This is a genomic window from Variovorax sp. PDC80, assembly GCF_900115375.1.
Classification (GTDB): Bacteria; Pseudomonadota; Gammaproteobacteria; order Burkholderiales; family Burkholderiaceae_C; genus Variovorax.
The window spans coordinates 670,144-686,619 of the sequence record NZ_FOWG01000001.1 but is presented as its reverse complement, the minus strand read 5'-3'; the positions used below and the strand labels follow the sequence as shown (position 1 = coordinate 686,619).

Here is a 16,476-nt window from a genome sequence, read left to right as displayed (position 1 = left end):
GCATGGACAAGGAAGTCGACCCCAAAGTACTCGCCGTCATCGATGAGATGCGCCTCTCCGGCCCCCGGCTCACGCCGGTCGACATCGTCGCCAAGATGGGTGTGTTCGACGCGCGCGAGAAGGCCTCGGACCACGCCTGGCTCGCCACCGGCGACAACGTGATCGCCACCATCTGGGGCGAGTACGTGAACCTCGGCGAGGGCGGGCGCTGGTTCTGCCTCGAGTCGCTCGACGTGCAGTTCCGCCCCGGCGGCGGCCCGCGCTCCGCGTTCCAGTCGCAGCGCGCCGCCGACCGCCTCGCGCTGCTCAAGCGCACCTTCGACGCCGGCCAGAATTTCCGCGCCGTGGTGCAGACCAACCGCATCGCCATCGGCGAGATCGAGACCAACCGCAGCGCCAAGGTCTCGACACGCGTGCGCGACGACGCCGAATGGCATGTCGCGAGCTGGGAACCCGAGCGCAAGTTCGCGGTGCTGGTGCGCGGCCCGCGCGACTGGGCCCCCGACGAGGCCGCGATCCAGGCCGCCCGCGCCAAGGGCAACGTGCCCGACGAGGCCGTGGCCGGTGCCGATGGCGCGGCGAAGCTGGGCTCGGCCGAGGCCGTGCAGGAGGCCGCCATGGACTACGTGATGCGCCACTTCAAGGGCTACGGCTACAACGCCGAGGATGTGCGCAGCCAGAAGACCGGCTACGACATCGTGGTGTCGAATTCGAAGGGCGCGACCCTGCTCAAGGTCACGGTCAAGGGCACGGCCTCGGGCTTCCCGACCTTCCGCCTCACGCGCGAGGAGCAGCTGAGCTCGGTCGGCGAGCCGCTGTGGCGCCTGCTGGTGGTGTCCGACGTGGCGACCCCCACGGCCGCGCACAAGATCTACAAGCCCACCGAGATGACGCAGGCGCCGGGCTTCGAGCCGCTCTGATCCGTCAGGCCTGAGGCTGCTGCTGCGCGGCCTGCAGCTGCGCCGCCATCTTCTGGTGGATCAGGTTCACGGCCTTGAGCGGGCGCAGCATCACCTTGAACTCGGTGATCTTGCCCGCGTCGTTCCAGCGGATCATGTCGACGCCGTTGACCACGATGCCGTCGAGCTCCACCTCGAACTCGAGCACCGCGTCGTGCTCGGCCTTCACTTCGCGCACGTAGCGGAAGCTCGGGTTGAAGAAGACCTCGAAGGCCGCCGCCAGGTAGCGGCGCGTGATCTCCTTGCCGACCTGCGGCTTGTGCACCACCGGCGAATGGAAGACGGCGCTCTCGTCGAGCAGCACGTCGAGCCCCGCCGCGTCGCGCGTCTTCACGAGCTGGTGCCAGGTGGAAAGGGTGTCGATCGACATGTCGTGTGTCCGATGCTGTGGGTGGATGGAGCACGCCATGGTATCGGCTGGCGGCCCTGGGCGTGCTATTCGTCGATGCGCGAAAGCGCCTTGAGCACGGCCACGCCCCTGAAGGCCCGCCAGAGCCCGAAGGGCACCAGCAGCGCGCTGGCCAGCCGATGCAGCGGCGGCGCCAGGGACAGCGCGCCCCAGACCCCGAGCGCGGCGATGAACAGGCCACCGACGATGTTCACCACGCCGCCACTGAGCCACTGCCACTGGAGCAGCCGCGCCGTCAGCGACAGCATGCGGTCGGCCACCTTCAGTCCGAGCCTGTCGGCCAGCACATAGAGCCCGAGCAGCAGCAACGGCGCCACGGCAATGCCGATCAGGAGATACGCCGCGATGCCGATCAGGGTGTGCATGCGGCCCAGCTTATCAAGCGGGGCGCCGGCTCAGGAGAATCGATCGAGCAGGCTGTACCAGGCCACGCCCGCCGCGATGTAGAAGCGCTGCAAGCCATGCAGCGGGATCGGCTGGAGCGGTGTCACCGGGTACGGGAAATCCGCTCCCGGCTGCAACAGCCGCGCCGCCACGTGCCGGCCCATGCTGGTGGCCAGCGCGATGCCGCGCCCGTTGTAGCCCAGCGCGATCGTGAGGCCCGGCGCGGGCGTGTGCACATGCGGCATGAAGTCGCGCGTGACGGCGATGCGGCCGGCCCAGCGGTACTCGTACTCGAGCGGCCCGAGCTGCGGAAACAGCAGTTCGAGCGAGCGCTCGAGGTGCGCGAAATCGGCCGGCCCCGCCGGGTCGGCGAAGTGGCCGCGCCCGCCCATCAGCAGCCGGCCCTGCGCGTCCTTGCGGAAGTACAGCAACAGGCGCTGCGAGGTCGAGGCGGTCTCGCCGCCCGGCAGGATGGCGTGTGCCGCCGCGCCCTGCAGCGGCGCGGTCGCGACGATGAAGCTGTTGGCCGCGAGCACCGTGCGCGAGAGGCCGGGCCACAGGCCGCCGGTGTAGCCGTTGGTCGCGATCAGCACCTGGTCGGCGACCACGCTCGCGCCGCTGGCCGTGGCCGCGTGCCACTGCGTACCGCGGCGCTCGAGCGCGGTGACCGCGCTGCCGCCGTGCACCGATGCGCCCGCCGCCTGCGCGGCGCGCACCAGCCCGCGCGTGTAGGCCAGCGGCTGGATGCCGCCGGCGCGGCCGTCGAGCCAGCCGCCCGCGAAGGCCTCGGTGCCCAGGCGCGCCGCCACGTCGGCGCGGTCGAGCATCTGCGTGGCGACGCCGCGCCGCGCCCATTGCTCGGCGCGCGCATGCATGGCGGCGATGTGCTGGGGCGAATAGGCCACCTGCAACCAGCCCTTGCGCACCGGCTGGCAGTCGATGCCGTGGCGCTCGATCAGCTCGAACACCAGGTCGGCCGAGCGCGAGACCGCGTCGATCAGCGGCTCGGCGCGCGCGGCGCCGTAGGTCCGCACCAGTTCGTCGGGGTCCTGCTTGAGCGTGGGATTGACCTGGCCGCCGTTGCGCCCCGAGGCGCCCCAGCCCGGCTCGTGCGCCTCGAGCACGCAGACCTTGGTGCCGGCCTCGGCCAGGTGCAGCGCGGCCGACAGGCCCGTGAAGCCGGCGCCGACGATCAGCACGTCGGCGCGCCGCGAACCCGCCAGCGCTGGCGTCGGCGGTGCCGCTGGCGCGGTGGCGGCCCACAGCGAAGGAGGCAGCGTCGATGGCGATGTGGCGATGCTCACGCGCGCACCTCCGCCGACGGATGCAGCACGCGGCGCAGGAAGTCCTGCGTGCGCGCCTGGCGCGGCGCCCCCAGCACCTGCGCGGCCGGGCCCTCCTCGACGATGCTGCCGCTGTGCAGGAAGCACACGCGGTCGGCCACCTCGCGCGCGAAGCCCATCTCGTGCGTGACCACGATCATGGTCATGCCCTCGTCGGCCAGCGCGCGCATCACGCCGAGCACGTCGCCCACGAGCTCGGGGTCGAGCGCCGAGGTGGGTTCGTCGAACAGCATGGCCTCGGGCTTCATCGCGAGCGCGCGCGCGATCGCCACGCGCTGCTGCTGGCCGCCCGAGAGCTGCGCCGGCCAGGCCTGCGCCTTCTCGGCCAGCCCGACCTTGGCGAGCAGCGCGAGCGCTTCCTCGCGCGCCTGCGCCGGGTTCTGGCGCAGCACGTGCACCGGGCCCTCCATCACGTTCTCGATCACGGTGCGGTGCGGGAACAGGTTGAAGCGCTGGAACACCATGCCCATGCGGCTGCGCAGCCGGTGGATGGCGGGCGCGTTGCGGTCCACGCGCTCGCCGAAGGCGCGCACCTCGCCGCCCTCGTACGACTCGAGGCCGTTGATGCAGCGCAGCACCGTCGACTTGCCCGAACCCGAGGGGCCGATCAGGCACACCACCTCGCCCTTGTCCACGCGCAGGCTCACGCCCTGCAGCACGCGGTGCGCGCCGAAGCGCTTCTCGAGGCCTTCGACGTGGATCATGGCTTTCTCCTTCCGGCGCCGAAGCGCGCCTCGAGCCGGCGCAGGCCCCAGACCAGCGGCAGGCTCATCAAGAGGTAGAGCAGCGCGACCAGCGTGTAGACCGTCATGTTCTGGAAGGTGGAGGAGGCGATCAGCTGGCCCGCGCGCGTCATCTCGGCCACCGTGATGGTCGAGACCAGCGAGGAGTCCTTGAGCATCATCACCAGCGTGTTGCCGTAGGGCGGCAGCGCGATGCGGAAGGCCTGCGGCAGGATCACGCGCCGCATGATCAGCGCCGAGCGCATGCCCATGGCCTGCGCGGCCTCGCGCTGGCCCGGGTCGACGGCCTCGATGCCGGCGCGGAAGTTCTCGGCCTGGTAGGCCGAGTAGGCGATGCCCAGGCCGATCACGCCGGCCTGGAAGGCCGTGAGCTGAACGCCGAACTCGGGCAGCACGAAGTAGATGTAGAACAGCTGCACGATGATCGGCAGCCCGCGGATCACGTTGACGATCACCGCGCCGGTCCACGAGACGGCGCGCACCGGCGACAGCTTCATCAGCGCCAGCGCGAGGCCGAGCACGCTGCTCAGCAGGAACGACAGCACGGTGACCTGCACCGTGACCACCGCGCCCTGCAGCAGGATCGGCAGGAAGTCCTGCGCGTGTTGGAGAAACGAGGAGGCCATGGCTCAGCGCGCGCTCAGATGCCCCATTTCTGGACGATCTTCGCCAGCGTGCCGTCGGCCTTGATCGCGGCGATGGCCTTGTTCAGCCGCGCCAGCGTCTCGGTGTCGCCCTTGCGCACCACCAGGCAGACGTCGCCCACGTTCACCGGCTTGTAGCTGTCGACCAGCTTCACGCCCGGGAAGGTGTTCTGCCGGATCTGGTAGGCCATGATGGGCTGGTCGCCGAGGCCGGCCTTGATGCGGCCGAGCGAGAGGTCGCGCGTCATGTCGGCCACCGAGTCGTAGCTGCGCACCTCCTTGAAGATGCCCTTCTTGTTGAGCATGTCGAGGAACACGGTGCCGACCTGCGCGCCCACCACCTCGCCCTTGAGCTCGTCGAGCGTGGCGTAGGCGCGGGTGTCGTCGGCCTTGACGATCAGGCCCTCGCCGTACGAATAGACCGGGTCGCTGAAGTCGACCACTTCCTGGCGCGCGGGCGTCTTGAGCATGGCGGCCGAGACGATGTCGATCTTGCGCGCCGTGAGCGAGGGGATCAGCGCCGAGAACACGGTCTGCTGCACGTTGACCGTGAAGCCGCCGGCCTTGCCGACCGCGGTGACGGTGTCGACCATCATTCCCTGGATGCTGTTGCTCTTCACGTCGAGGAAGGTGAAGGGCACGCCGGTGGCGGTGGCGCCCACGTTGAAGCTGGCCGGGGCCGCGCCCTGGGCCGCCGCGAGCGAGGCCGCGCCGGCGATGCAGAGGCCGAGCGCGAGGCGGCGCAGCGGGCGGAGGTGGCGAACGATGCGATTCATGGAAGCACTCCTCAGGACAAGAGAGAGAAAGGAAGGAAACGAAGGAAGCAGGGTCGACGCAACATGCATGCCAATAATCGATTCGATCGACTCTTTAATCAATAAATGAAAACCACTAGTCGAATTGATCGTATCGATATTCGATATTTCATCGGGCGCTGGCTATACTTCGACCCCATGGACCCCACGACCGCCCCCACCGGGACCGCCGACGACGCGGCGCCCGAGGACAGCCAGAGCCTTCTCTTCAACCAATCGCTCGAGAAGGGCCTGGCCGTGCTGCGCGCCTTCAGCGCGCGCCGGCGCACCATGACGCTGGCCGACGTGGCCGCGGCCACCGACATCACCAAGAGCTCGGCCCAGCGCATGGTCTTCACGCTCGAGAAGCTCGGCTACCTGCGCAAGCATCCGAAGACGCGGCGCTACCAGCTCACGCCGCGCGTGATGGAGATCGGCTTCAACTACCTCGCGGCCAATGCGCTGATCGACGTGGCCAATCCCTACCTGTCGGAGCTCACCAAGGTGACGACCGAGACCTCCTGCCTCACCGAGCCCGACGGGCTGGACATGGTCTACGTGGCGCGCTTCGTGAGCGCGCAGTTCGTGCCGGTGCACATGCCGATCGGCAGCCGCATCCCGATGTACTGCACCGCCTCGGGCCGCGCCTTCCTGAGCGCGCTGCCCGAGGACGAGGCGCGCGCGCTGATCGAGGCCTCGGACCGGGTGGCCCACACCACCCACACGCTGACCGAGGTCGAGGCGATCCTGGCCACCTTGCGCCAGGCGCGGCTGCAGGGCTTCGCGACCAATGCCGAGGAGCTGTTCCTCGGCGACATGACCATCGCCGCGCCGGTGCTCGGCAGCCAGGGCCGGCCCGTGGCCTCGGTGCACGTGGTCGCGCCCACCAGCCGCTGGACGCTGGAGGAGGCGGTGCGCAAGCTGGCGCCGACCTTGCTCTTGTGCGCGCGCTCGCTCACGAGCTCGGCGCGCAGCCTCGATTGAGGCCATACGGTTTCGCGCATTGCGCGGCCGCGGGCAGCCTTTATGCTCGCGCGAACGCAACGCCCCACGGCGCCCCCCATGCGCCAGACCCCACCATGACCGACTTCCGTCCCGCCGCCGACCACCTGCGTTTCGACGCCATTCCCGCCGAGCGCCTGCCCGAGCTGCTGCGCGCCATGCCCAAGGCCGAGCTGCACATGCACATCGAGGGCTCGCTCGAGCCCGAGCTGATCTTCGCGCTCGCGCAGCGCAACGGCGTGGCCATTCCCTACGCCAGCGTCGAGGAGCTGCGCCAGGCCTACGCCTTCACCAACCTGCAGAGCTTCCTCGACATCTACTACGCGGGCGCGAGCGTGCTGCTCAAGGAGCAGGACTTCTACGACATGGCGTGGGCCTACCTCGAGCGCGCCGCGGCCGACCACGTGGTCCACACCGAGATGTTCTTCGACCCGCAGACCCACACCGCGCGCGGCGTGGCGATGCAGACCGTGGTCGACGGCCTGCACCGCGCCTGCGTCGAGGCGAAGGCCAAGCTGGGCGTGAGCGCCTCGCTGATCCTGTGCTTCCTGCGCCACCTGAGCGAGGAGGAGGCCTTCGAGACCCTGGAGCAGGCGCTGCCCCATCGCGACAAGTTCATCGGCGTGGGGCTCGACTCGAGCGAGGTCGGCCATCCGCCCGAGAAGTTCGCGCGCGTATTCGCACGCTGCCGCGAGTTGGGCCTGCACCTCGTGGCCCATGCGGGCGAGGAGGGCCCGCCCGAATACGTGTGGAGCGCGCTCGACGTGCTGAAGGTGGAGCGCGTCGACCATGGCGTGCAGAGCGCGAAGGACCCGGCGCTGATGCAGCGGCTGGCGCAGGACCGCATCCCGCTGACCGTGTGCCCGCTGTCGAACCTCAAGCTGTGCGTGTTCCCCGACCTCGCGCAGCACAACCTCGGCACCCTGCTCGACGCGGGCCTGGTCGCCACGGTGAACTCCGACGACCCGGCCTACTTCGGCGGCTACATGAACCAGAACTTCACGCAGACCTTCGAGGCCACCGGCCTGGGCGCGCGCCACGCCTGGCAGCTCGCGGCCAACAGCTTCGAGGGCAGCTTCATCGACGAGGCCGCCAAGCGCGCCTACGTGGAGCGGCTCAACGCCGTCTTCGCCGACTTCGGCGCCTGACAGGCACCGGCGGAGGTCGAAGGCGCGCGCGGCGCCAGCAGCGGCACCGCGACCAGCGCGCAGCCCGCCGCCGCCAGCCACACCAGCGGCCAGCCCCGCGCCGCCATCAGGTGCGGGATCGAGAACGGCGTGACGAAGCAGACCAGGAACACGCTGGTGTTCGCCATGCCCAGCGCCGTGCCGGCGCGCGCGGCGCCGGCCAGCGTGGCGAGCTCGGTGTAGGCCACGCCGTGCCAGGCCGAGACGCAGATGCCGCTCACGCCCAGCAGCACGACCAGCGCGATGCGCAGCGCCTGCGATTCGGCCGCGACCTGCGCGCCGGTGCAAAACACCAGCAGCGCGAGCAGCGCGAACAGCGCCACGCTGAGGCTGGCGCAGGCGCGCAGGTAGGCCGGCCGGTTGCCGCGCCGGTCGGTCCAGCGCCCGCTCCACACGCGCATCGCCATCGCGCCGGCCTGCAGCGTGACCATGGCGGCGGTGATGGTCGCCAGGCCCGCATGGCCAAAGTCGTGCAGGAACACCGTGCCGAAGGACAGCACCGCGAACTGCGGCGCGCAGAGGATGCCGATGCCCGCGACGATGCGCCACACGCGCGCATCGCGCAGCGGGCCGGTGCCTGAAGCGGCCGGCGCGGCCGAGGGCCGTGCGGCGCGCTCGGGCGGCGGCTCGTGCACCCAGGCCCAGGCCATCCAGGCGCTGAGCGCGCACAGCAGCGCGAGCACGCCGTAGAGCGCCGCGAAGCCGAGGTGCAGCGCCAGCCACGGCAGCACCAGCGCGCCGACCGCGCCGCCCAGCGGCACGGCGGTCTGGCGGATGCTCATCGCGAGGCCGCGCTCGCCGGCCGCGAACCAGGTCATCACCGCGCGGCCGCTGGCGCCGTTGACGCTGCCGCCGAGCAGCCCGACCAGCAGCAGCCCGCCGCCGAGCAGGCCCAGGCCCGGGATGTGGCCGGCCGCGGGCGCGGCCCACAGCGCCATCGCCGCCAGGGCCAGCGCGGTGGCGCCCAGGCCCAACAGCAGCACCGGGCGGTCGCCCCAGCGGTCGGTGAGCAGGCCCCAGGGCAGTTCGCTGACCGCGATGCCCAGGCCCATGAGGCCGAGCACCAGGCCGAGCGTGGCGTTGTCGAGCTGGTAGCCCGAGCGCATCAGCACGGCGGTCATCGGGATGCCGCTGAAGGCGACCGAGAAGGCGGCGTTGGCCGCGACACCCGCGCTCAGCACTTTCCAGCGGTGGCGCGGCGGGAGCGGGGTGGGGGAAGGGGCGGAATGGGTCATATGCGGCCGCAGTCTCCGCGCTTGCGAAGGTTTTGAAAATCAGAAAATAATCGTCGCATCGTTCGAAAAAGCAGGATGGTTGCGATGTCCCAGGTGATGTTCGATCTCGACGTGCTGCGCAGCTTCTCGACCGGCGTGGCGCTCGGCAGCTATGCGCGCGCGGCCGACCGGCTCGGCCGCTCGACCTCGGCGGTCAGCGCCCAGCTCAAGAAGCTCGAGTCGCAGGCCGGCACGGTGCTGTTCCGCAAGGCCGGCCGCGGCCTGGAGCTGACCGACGCGGGCGAGACCCTGCTGGCCTACGCGCACCGGCTGCTGGCGCTCAACGAGGAGGCGGGCGCCGCGATGCGCGGCGTCGACCTCGAGGGCTGGGTGCGGCTCGGGCTGCAGGAGGACTTCGGCGAGACGCTGCTGCCCGCGGTGCTGGGCCGCTTCGCGCGCGCCCATCCCAAGGTGCGCATCGAGGCCTGCGTGGCGCGCAGCGGCGACCTGCGCGAGCGGCTCGAGCTCGGCAAGCTCGACCTCGCGCTGGCCTGGGACGCGGGCGAGCAGCCGATCTCCGCCCATGCGCAGCGCGTGGCGCGGCTGCCGCTGCAGTGGATCGGCCCGGTCGATCCGGCGATGTGCGATGCGCCGTGGTGGAAGGAGCGCGAGCGCGGCGCGGCGGGCGCGCGCAGGACGCAGGAGCCGCTGCCGCTGGTGCTGCTCGACGCGCCCTGTCCGCTGCGCGCCATCGTCACCGACGCCCTCGACCGCGCGGGCGTGCCCTGGCGCCATGCCTTCGCGAGCAGCAGCCTGGCCGCGCTGTGGGCCGCGAGTTCGGCCGGCCTGGGCCTCTCGGTGCGCACGCCCTTCGGCCTGCCGCGCCAGGTGCGGGCCATCGACCGCACGCTGCTCGGCCTGCCCGCGCTGCCGCAGATGTCGCTGTCGCTCTACCGCGCGCAGGCGCAGGCGGAAGCGCCGGCCGCGCGGCTGGGCACCTTGCTGCTGGAGGCGGTGCGCGAGCATGTGCAGGGCGAGGGGAGCGTGCTGCACTGAGCCCGGGGCCGGGCCGACCGTTCTTCGGCGCAGTGAGGGCAATGCCTCATACCGCCTGCTCGTGGATCGCCCCAGAATGGGGCGCAGAAGACAAGAGACAAGACGAGACAAGCCGGTCCATGGCCACCCCGAAGAACTTCCTGCACCTGTGGGACGACAGGTTCCTCTACATCACGCCGGCGATCCAGTCGGGCCTGACCGCGCGCTCCTCGGCCACGGTGCTGGCCTCGGTGAGCGGGCATCCGTTCATGCTCGAGGCGGCCGACGGCACGCGCACGTACTGCACCGCCGCCGTGGTGGCGCCGCACGTGGCACGCCGGCTCGCGGTCGAGGGCTGCGGGCTGCTGTCGCTCAACATCGATCCGGCCTCGGTCGCCTACCGCATGCTCTCGCGCCAGCTCGGCGGGCACGGCATCCAGGTGCTCGATGCACGCCGCTTCGGCCGCCTGCGCGAGGGCTTCGAGCCCGCGCAGGCCGGCGCGCTCGACGATGCCGCGCTGCAGGCGCTGAGCCGCGGCCTGGTGGAGACCATCACCGGCAGCCCCGAGCGCCGCATGCCCAACGATCCGCGCATCGAGCGCGTGCTCGACGCGATCCGCCATCGCGCGGGCGCGGTGTCGCTGCGCGAGCTGTCGGCCGTGGCCTGCCTCTCGCCCGACCGGCTCACCCACCTGTTCGCGCAGCAGGTGGGCGTGTCGATCAAGCGCTATGCGCTGTGGACCAAGGTGCGGCGCACGGTCCAGCAGTTCACCGGCCAGCGTCCGCTGACCGACGTCGCGCTGACCAGCGGCTTCACCGACGCGGCCCACATGAGCCGCACCTTCAAAAGCTACTTCGGCCTCGCGCCCTCGTTCCTCGCGGGCAAGGTCGAGGTCAGGGCCGACGAGCAGGCCTCGCAGGCCTGGGGCCACGGCGCGGCCCCGATGCATTCCTGAGCGCCTGCTGAAGCGGCGCGCGCGCGGCCGCAATACAGCGGCTTCGTTCAAGCCAGCCCCCCGCGCGCTGCCTAAGCTGGCAAGGCTCCATCAAGAGAGCATGACCGAGCATTCACAGGAGACATCCGACATGAGACAAGACAATCCGCGCGGCCGGAGGCGGCCGCTCGCCCTCGCATTCACGGCCACCGCGCTGGCCGCGGCAGCCACGCTGCTGGTCGCCTGTGGCGGCGGTGGAGGAGGCGGCAGCGGCTTCTTCCCGATCGGACCGATCAACCCGCCGCCGGCCGAGAACGCCACCTACAAGGCCGAGATCCGCCGCACCGCCATGGGCGTGCCGCACATCAAGGCCGACAACTGGGCCGGCGCGGGCTACGGCTATGGCTATGCGCAGGCGCAGGACGACCTGTGCACCATGGCCAACTCCTTCCTCACCTACCGCGGCGAGCGCTCGCGCTACTTCGGCGCCGACGCGCAGATCCCGTTCAGCAGCACCATCGGCCGGCCGAAGAACATCGATTCCGACTTCTTCCACAAGCACGTGATCTCGGACGACGTGGTGGCGGCGATGCTCAAGCAGCAGCCCGACACGCTGCTCAAGCTGGTGGACGGCTTCGCCGCGGGCTACAACCGCTACGTGCGCGAGATCAAGGCCGGTGGCAGCGCCGGTGCCAACGCGGCCTGCCGCAACGAGCCCTGGGTGCAGCAGGTCACGCGCGAGGACATCTTCCGGCGCATGTACTCGGCCAACCTCGCGGCCGGCCTCAGCAACTTCCTGCCGGCGATCGCGAACGCCACCGCGCCGGCCGCGGCGAAGATGGCGAAGGCCGGCGGGCGCGGCACCGCCACCGGCGGCATCACGCAGCTGGCCGCGGCGGAGCTGCGCCGACCCGACTTCCAGGTCGGCGGCCACGAGGGCGTGGGCAGCAACATGATCGGCTTCGGCACCAGCGCCACCGGCGATGCGAGCCCGCTGCTGTTCGGCAACCCGCACTGGTACTGGCGCGGCCCGGACCGCTTCTACCAGGCGCAGCTCACCATCCCGGGCCAGCTCAACATCAGCGGCACCTCGTTCCTCGGCATCCCGGTGATCCTGATCGGCTTCAACGACAACATCGCCTGGAGCCACACGGTGTCGACCGCGAACCGCTTCGGCCTCTACCAGCTCACGCTCGCCTCGGGCGACCCGACCAGCTACATGCGCGACGGCGCGGCGGTGAAGATGCAGGCCGCGAGCATCACGGTGCAGGTCAAGCAGTCGGGCGGCGGCGTGGTGCCGGTGACGCGCACGCTGTACAAGTCGGAGTACGGCCCGATCGCGAACCTCGCGAGCATGAACGCGGCGCTGGGCTGGAGCCAGACCAGCGCCTTCGCGATCCGCGACGTCAACGCCGACAACTTCCGCCTGTTCCGCAACTGGCAGCGCTGGAACCAGGCCAAGTCGCTCGACGAGTTCATCGCGATTCAGAAGGAGGAGGTCGCGATCCCGTGGGTCAACACCGTGGCCGTGGGCCGCGGCGCCGCGAAGGCCTGGTATGCCGACATCGGCGCCATCCCCAACGTGTCGGCCGAGCAGACGGCGCAGTGCACCACGCCGGTCGGCCTGGCGCTCGCGGACGCGCTGCCGGGCGTGCCCGTGTTCGACGGTTCGCGCAGCGCCTGCGACTGGCAAAGCGATGCCGACTCGCCGCAGAAGGGCATCATCGGTGCCTCTCGCCTGCCCAGCCTGCAGCGAGACGACTACGTGGCCAACATGAACGACAGCTACTGGCTCGCCAACCCGAAGGCGCCGATGACGGGCTACCCGCCCATCATGGGCCCGGCCGGCACGCAGGAGGTGAGCTTCCGCACCCGCATGGGCAACCTGCTGGCGCAGGGGCGCATCGATGGCAGCGACAGCTACGGCGCCAAGGGTGCGACCGCCGATACGGTCAAGCGCATGGTGCTCGACAGCCGCGCGCTGACGGCCGAGCTGTTCAAGGACCAGGCGCTGGCGATGGTGTGCGCGAAGGCGACCATCAACGTCGCGGCCGACCCGCTGGACAACGCGGCCATCGGGCGCGACATCGACGTGAGCGGCGCCTGCGCCACGCTGCGCGCCTGGAACAACGCCGGCACCCGCGATGCGCGCGGCGCCCACGTGTGGGACGAGTTCTGGGATCGCGCCGAGCGCCTGCCCGCGGCCTCGCTCTATGCCGTGCCCTTCGATCCGGCCGATCCGATCCACACGCCGCGCGACCTCAAGCCCGGTGCCGCCGCGGCGCTGTCGACGGCTTTCGGCGCCGCCGTCGCGAAGGTGCAGGCCAGCGGCTTCGCGGTCGACGCGACGCGCGGCGAGGTGCTGTTCGCCACCCGCGGCGGCCAGAAGATCCCGTTGTACGGCGGCTGCGGCGGTCCGGGCTATTTCACGATCTCGTGCTCGGACAACCCGCTCGACAAGGGCGGCTACACCATGGACAACGACCCGAACGGCAACAGCTACATGCAGATCGTGCGTTTCCCGGCCGGCGGCGTGGAAGCCCATACCTTCCTGACCTTCTCGCTGTCGGACGATCCGGCCTCGGCGCACAACGCCGACTACACCCGCGCCTACAGCGCCGGGCAGTGGCTCAAGGTGCCGTTCTCCGAAGCCGAGATCCAGGGCGATGCGGCGCTGAAGACCAGTTCGATCAGCGAATGAGCGAGTGAGGCGCGGAACACCGTTCGTCGGAGCAGCCACGAAAGGTTGAACTTCGGCGAACGGGCCCGCTCCCATCCTTCACTGCGTTGCCGAGGTGCGGGCCCCAAAGCCCCGCCTCGGTTTTTTTATGGGCGCGCGATCGGCGCCCGCTCAGCGCCGCTTGGCGGCCCAGTTCCAGGCCGCGCCCGCCGCCATCAGCACGCAGGTGCCGAGGAACACCGCGCGCATGCCGATGTGGCCGCCCACGAAGCCGCCGAGCAGCGGCCCCGCGACCTGGCCGGTGTACTGGGCCGAGGTCGAATAGCCGAGCATGTTGCCGGCCACGCGCTCGGGCACGTTGTGGCGGATCACGCTCGCGATGCAAGGCAGGAGACCGCCGAGCGACAGCCCCATCAGGAAGCGCAGCACGACGAGCTGCCAGCCCGAGGTCACGAAGGCCTGCGGGATCAGCAGCAGCGCCGACACCGCGAGGCAGCCCACGATCACGTTCCAGTGGCCCACGCGGTCGGCCAGCTTGCCCAGCCGCGAGGCCGACAGGATGCTGCCGAGCGCGGCGGCCGACATCACGAAGCCGGCCATCATGGTCACGCGCGCCGGGTCCTCGACCAGCGTCGCCACGTAGACCGTGATGATCGGCTCGATCGACATGTTGGCGAGCATCAGCAGCATGCCGGTGAACAGCATCGCGACCAGCGGTCCCTTGTCGGGCACGGCGGCCCAGCCGGCGCCGGCATCGGCACCCTTGGCCGCGGCGGCGCGCGGCTTCTTCTCCTCGCGGATCAGGAAGGCCGTGGCGAGGAAGGCCACGAAGATGATCGCGCCGGCCGCGAAGAAGGTGGCGCGGATGCCGATCAGCGGCGGCAGCGCGCCGCCGACCAGCGGCCCCACGAGGTTGCCGGCCATGATCGCCGAGGACATCGTGCCCAGCGCCCAGCCGGTGCGGTCCTTGGGCGTCTGCGTGGCGACCAGCACCATCGAGCCCGAGGCGTAGCCGCCGAGCAGGCCCGCGAGCAGCCGCAGCCCGACCAGCTGCCAGACGTTGCCGGCCACGCCGATTAGCGCCATCGCCACCGCCATGCCGAGGCTGGCGCGGATCAGCATCGGCTTGCGCCCGTAGCGGTCGGCCAGCCAGCCCCACAGCGGCGCCACCAGCGCCGCGCTGAGAAAGGTCGCGCCATAGGCCGCGCCCGACCACTGCACGATCGCCGCATGGTCCTTCACGCCGAGCTGCTCCACGTACAGCGGCAGGAAGGGCAGCAGCAGCGTCATCGCCACGATGGTGGTGAAGGAGCCGAACATGCAGACGACCAGGTTGCGTCGCCAGTGGGTGGAATGCGTGAACGCGGCGGTGGAGGAGGGCTGTGCGTCGGTCGTCATGGGGTGGCGGAATTGTCCCGCCGCCCGCGCGCCCTGGCGCCTGCCGATTGGCGGCGGCCGCCATCGCGGCTGTGCACGGGTGGCAGCGCGGCCGCGCGGCTTTCGCTCTAATGGGCGTCCGGTCACAGACACCCAGACACCCAGGAGAACACCGCATGAAACCCCAGCCCATCGAGTACGCGAACGCCCCGGACGAGGTCCGCGCTGTGTTCGACGACATCAAGGCCACGCGCAACGTGCCCGACGTCAACAACTTCTGGAAGTACCTCGCGAACGACCCCGCCACCTTGCGGCGCACCTGGTCCAGCCTCAAGGAGGTGATGGCGCCCGGCGCGCTCGACCCGGTGGTCAAGGAGATGGTCTACCTGGCCGTGAGCGTCAGCAACGGCTGCAACTACTGCATCGCGAGCCACCACGCGGGTGCCGAGAAGGCCGGCATGACGCCGGCCATGTTCGCCGAGCTGATGGCCGTGGTCGGCATGGCCAACGAGACCAACCGGCTGGTCAACGGCTACCGGGTGCCGGTCGACCCGGCCTTCGACAAGTAAAATGCCCGCCCCTGCACCGGGCGTCCCGGCCGGTGCAGGGATTTCTTTTTACCGGGGCCATGTAGAGGAACACCATGTACAAAAACCTCGCGGGCCGCGCCTTGGTGGCGTGGGTGACCGCTTGTTTTCTGTTGTCCGCCCACTCCCGGGCCCACTCCCAACCCCAACCCGCGCCGCCGCTGAAGATCGGCTTCGTCTACGTCACGCCGCTGACCGAGGCCGGCTGGGCGCGCCAGCACGACGAGGGACGCAAGGCCGTGGAAACGGCGCTCGGCGCCCGCGTCAAGACCACCTATGTCGAGAACGTGGCCGAGGGCGCCGATGCCGAACGCGTGATCCGCGACCTCGCGCAGCAGGGCCACCGGCTGATCTTCACGCCTAGCTTCGGCTACATGGAGCCCACGCTCAAGGTGGCGCGCGACTTCCCCGAGGTGAAGTTCGAGTCGATCACCGGCTACAAGACCGCGCCCAACGTGGCGACCGCCAACGCGCGCTACTACGAGGGCCGCTACCTGGCCGGCGTGGCGGCCGGGCGCATGACGAAGAGCAACGTCGCGGGCTACGTGGCCGGCTTCCCGATCCCCGAGGTGCTGCAGGGCATCAACGCCTTCACGCTCGGCATGCGCTCGGTGAACCCGAAGGCGACCGTGCGCGTGGTCTGGCTCAACGAGTGGTTCGATCCGCCGAAGGAGCGCGACGCGGCCATGACCCTGTTCAACCAGTCGGTGGACGTGATCGCCTTCCACACCGGCTCGACCGCGGTGATGGCGGCGGCCCAGGAGCGCGGCAAGCTGGCGATCGCCTACCACTCCGACATGCGCAAGATCGCGCCCGACGCCCAGGTGGTCGCGGTCACGCACCAGTGGGGCGGCTACTACACGCAGCGCGCCCGCGCGGTGCTCGACGGCAGCTGGAAGAGCGCCAACCTCTGGGGCGGCGTGAAGGAAGGAATGATCCGAGTCGGCGATTTCGGCACCAAGGTACCCCAGGCCGTGCAGCAGGAGGTGCTGGCGCGCCAGCAGGACATCGCGGCCGGCCGGCTGCAGCCGTTCCGCGCCGTGGCGGCCGAGGTGCGCGACAACGAGGGCCGCACCGTGATTGCCAAGGGCAGCCAGCTGTCCGACGAGCAGATCCTGCGGATGAACTGGCTGGCCGAGGGCGTGCAGGGGCGGATCGCGCGCTGAGCACCACGGCGATCGAC

General features: G+C 70.6%; 16 protein-coding genes. 8 read left to right on the top strand and 8 right to left on the bottom strand.

What is annotated here, in order from left to right:
- Positions 1-2: 2 nt before the first annotated feature.
- On the top strand, positions 3-920 hold the full coding sequence (locus BM109_RS03055; RefSeq protein WP_093340429.1) for a protein NO VEIN domain-containing protein: 918 nt from the start codon (positions 3-5) through the stop codon (positions 918-920).
- 4 nt (positions 921-924) lie between these two features.
- Here BM109_RS03055 and BM109_RS03050 read toward each other — a convergent pair whose 3' ends face one another.
- The 6 genes from BM109_RS03050 to BM109_RS03025 all read right to left on the bottom strand — a co-directional run bounded on the left by BM109_RS03050 (position 925) and on the right by BM109_RS03025 (position 5,258).
- On the bottom strand, positions 925-1,329 hold the full coding sequence (locus BM109_RS03050; RefSeq protein ID WP_093340427.1) for a nuclear transport factor 2 family protein: 405 nt from the start codon (positions 1,327-1,329) through the stop codon (positions 925-927).
- A gap of 65 nt (positions 1,330-1,394) precedes the next feature.
- Positions 1,395-1,733: a hypothetical protein gene (locus tag BM109_RS03045; RefSeq protein WP_093340425.1), complete on the bottom strand. Its 339-nt coding sequence runs from the start codon at positions 1,731-1,733 to the stop codon at positions 1,395-1,397.
- Between the two features lie 30 nt (positions 1,734-1,763).
- Positions 1,764-3,056, bottom strand: coding sequence for an NAD(P)/FAD-dependent oxidoreductase (locus BM109_RS03040; protein WP_093340424.1), 1,293 nt, complete (start codon positions 3,054-3,056; stop codon positions 1,764-1,766).
- Positions 3,053-3,799 carry an amino acid ABC transporter ATP-binding protein gene (locus BM109_RS03035; protein ID WP_093340422.1) on the bottom strand — a complete coding sequence of 249 codons (747 nt, stop codon included), beginning with the start codon at positions 3,797-3,799 and terminating at the stop codon, positions 3,053-3,055. The genes BM109_RS03040 and BM109_RS03035 overlap by 4 nt, the downstream gene beginning before the upstream one ends.
- Entirely contained in the window at positions 3,796-4,464 is a 669-nt protein-coding gene (ehuD, locus tag BM109_RS03030) for an ectoine/hydroxyectoine ABC transporter permease subunit EhuD (RefSeq protein WP_057591978.1), read from the bottom strand. The genes BM109_RS03035 and ehuD overlap by 4 nt, the downstream gene beginning before the upstream one ends.
- Before the next feature lie 14 nt (positions 4,465-4,478).
- Positions 4,479-5,258, bottom strand: coding sequence for an ABC transporter substrate-binding protein (locus BM109_RS03025; RefSeq protein WP_093340421.1), 780 nt, complete (start codon positions 5,256-5,258; stop codon positions 4,479-4,481).
- A gap of 177 nt (positions 5,259-5,435) precedes the next feature.
- Between BM109_RS03025 and BM109_RS03020 the strand changes: the two genes are divergently transcribed.
- A complete protein-coding gene (locus BM109_RS03020) occupies positions 5,436-6,260 on the top strand; it encodes an IclR family transcriptional regulator (RefSeq protein WP_093340419.1) in 825 nt (274 codons plus the stop codon).
- 95 nt (positions 6,261-6,355) lie between these two features.
- Positions 6,356-7,426, top strand: coding sequence for an adenosine deaminase (locus BM109_RS03015; protein ID WP_093340417.1), 1,071 nt, complete (start codon positions 6,356-6,358; stop codon positions 7,424-7,426).
- Here the strand turns inward: BM109_RS03015 and BM109_RS03010 are convergent.
- The gene (locus BM109_RS03010) at positions 7,381-8,700 is read right to left on the bottom strand and encodes an MFS transporter (RefSeq protein WP_093340416.1); all 1,320 of its coding nucleotides are present in this window, start codon (positions 8,698-8,700) and stop codon (positions 7,381-7,383) included. The two genes, BM109_RS03015 and BM109_RS03010, sit on opposite strands and share 46 nt — an antisense overlap.
- A gap of 84 nt (positions 8,701-8,784) precedes the next feature.
- Between BM109_RS03010 and BM109_RS03005 the strand changes: the two genes are divergently transcribed.
- From BM109_RS03005 to BM109_RS02995, 3 genes are all read left to right on the top strand, one after another.
- On the top strand, positions 8,785-9,735 hold the full coding sequence (locus BM109_RS03005; RefSeq protein ID WP_093340414.1) for a LysR substrate-binding domain-containing protein: 951 nt from the start codon (positions 8,785-8,787) through the stop codon (positions 9,733-9,735).
- A 119-nt stretch (positions 9,736-9,854) separates the two neighbouring features.
- Positions 9,855-10,670 carry a helix-turn-helix domain-containing protein gene (locus BM109_RS03000; RefSeq protein ID WP_093340412.1) on the top strand — a complete coding sequence of 272 codons (816 nt, stop codon included), beginning with the start codon at positions 9,855-9,857 and terminating at the stop codon, positions 10,668-10,670.
- 130 nt (positions 10,671-10,800) lie between these two features.
- The gene (locus BM109_RS02995; protein WP_093340410.1) at positions 10,801-13,350 is read left to right on the top strand and encodes a penicillin acylase family protein; all 2,550 of its coding nucleotides are present in this window, start codon (positions 10,801-10,803) and stop codon (positions 13,348-13,350) included.
- A gap of 150 nt (positions 13,351-13,500) precedes the next feature.
- Here the strand turns inward: BM109_RS02995 and BM109_RS02990 are convergent, their stop codons facing one another.
- Positions 13,501-14,727 (bottom strand): MFS transporter, encoded by a 1,227-nt coding sequence (locus tag BM109_RS02990; protein ID WP_177239229.1) that lies wholly within the window; start codon positions 14,725-14,727, stop codon positions 13,501-13,503.
- A gap of 155 nt (positions 14,728-14,882) precedes the next feature.
- Between BM109_RS02990 and BM109_RS02985 the strand changes: the two genes are divergently transcribed.
- Entirely contained in the window at positions 14,883-15,275 is a 393-nt protein-coding gene (locus BM109_RS02985; RefSeq protein ID WP_057591963.1) for a carboxymuconolactone decarboxylase family protein, read from the top strand.
- Positions 15,276-15,349: 74 nt separating this feature from the next.
- On the top strand, positions 15,350-16,459 hold the full coding sequence (locus tag BM109_RS02980) for a BMP family ABC transporter substrate-binding protein (protein WP_093340409.1): 1,110 nt from the start codon (positions 15,350-15,352) through the stop codon (positions 16,457-16,459).
- Positions 16,460-16,476 lie beyond the last annotated feature (17 nt).

Excerpts from the sequence above, each read along its gene's own strand:
- BM109_RS03055 (WP_093340429.1), top strand. The coding sequence starts at position 3 with ATGGACAAGGAAGTCGACCCCAAAGTACTCGCCGTCATCGATGAGATG.
- BM109_RS03050 (WP_093340427.1), bottom strand. The coding sequence starts at position 1,329 with ATGTCGATCGACACCCTTTCCACCTGGCACCAGCTCGTGAAGACGCGC.
- BM109_RS03045 (WP_093340425.1), bottom strand. The coding sequence starts at position 1,733 with ATGCACACCCTGATCGGCATCGCGGCGTATCTCCTGATCGGCATTGCC.
- BM109_RS03035 (WP_093340422.1), bottom strand. The coding sequence starts at position 3,799 with ATGATCCACGTCGAAGGCCTCGAGAAGCGCTTCGGCGCGCACCGCGTG.
- ehuD (WP_057591978.1), bottom strand. The coding sequence starts at position 4,464 with ATGGCCTCCTCGTTTCTCCAACACGCGCAGGACTTCCTGCCGATCCTG.
- BM109_RS03025 (WP_093340421.1), bottom strand. The coding sequence starts at position 5,258 with ATGAATCGCATCGTTCGCCACCTCCGCCCGCTGCGCCGCCTCGCGCTC.
- BM109_RS03020 (WP_093340419.1), top strand. The coding sequence starts at position 5,436 with ATGGACCCCACGACCGCCCCCACCGGGACCGCCGACGACGCGGCGCCC.
- BM109_RS03015 (WP_093340417.1), top strand. The coding sequence starts at position 6,356 with ATGACCGACTTCCGTCCCGCCGCCGACCACCTGCGTTTCGACGCCATT.
- BM109_RS03010 (WP_093340416.1), bottom strand. The coding sequence starts at position 8,700 with ATGACCCATTCCGCCCCTTCCCCCACCCCGCTCCCGCCGCGCCACCGC.
- BM109_RS03005 (WP_093340414.1), top strand. The coding sequence starts at position 8,785 with ATGTCCCAGGTGATGTTCGATCTCGACGTGCTGCGCAGCTTCTCGACC.
- BM109_RS03000 (WP_093340412.1), top strand. The coding sequence starts at position 9,855 with ATGGCCACCCCGAAGAACTTCCTGCACCTGTGGGACGACAGGTTCCTC.
- BM109_RS02995 (WP_093340410.1), top strand. The coding sequence starts at position 10,801 with ATGAGACAAGACAATCCGCGCGGCCGGAGGCGGCCGCTCGCCCTCGCA.
- BM109_RS02990 (WP_177239229.1), bottom strand. The coding sequence starts at position 14,727 with ATGACGACCGACGCACAGCCCTCCTCCACCGCCGCGTTCACGCATTCC.
- BM109_RS02985 (WP_057591963.1), top strand. The coding sequence starts at position 14,883 with ATGAAACCCCAGCCCATCGAGTACGCGAACGCCCCGGACGAGGTCCGC.
- BM109_RS02980 (WP_093340409.1), top strand. The coding sequence starts at position 15,350 with ATGTACAAAAACCTCGCGGGCCGCGCCTTGGTGGCGTGGGTGACCGCT.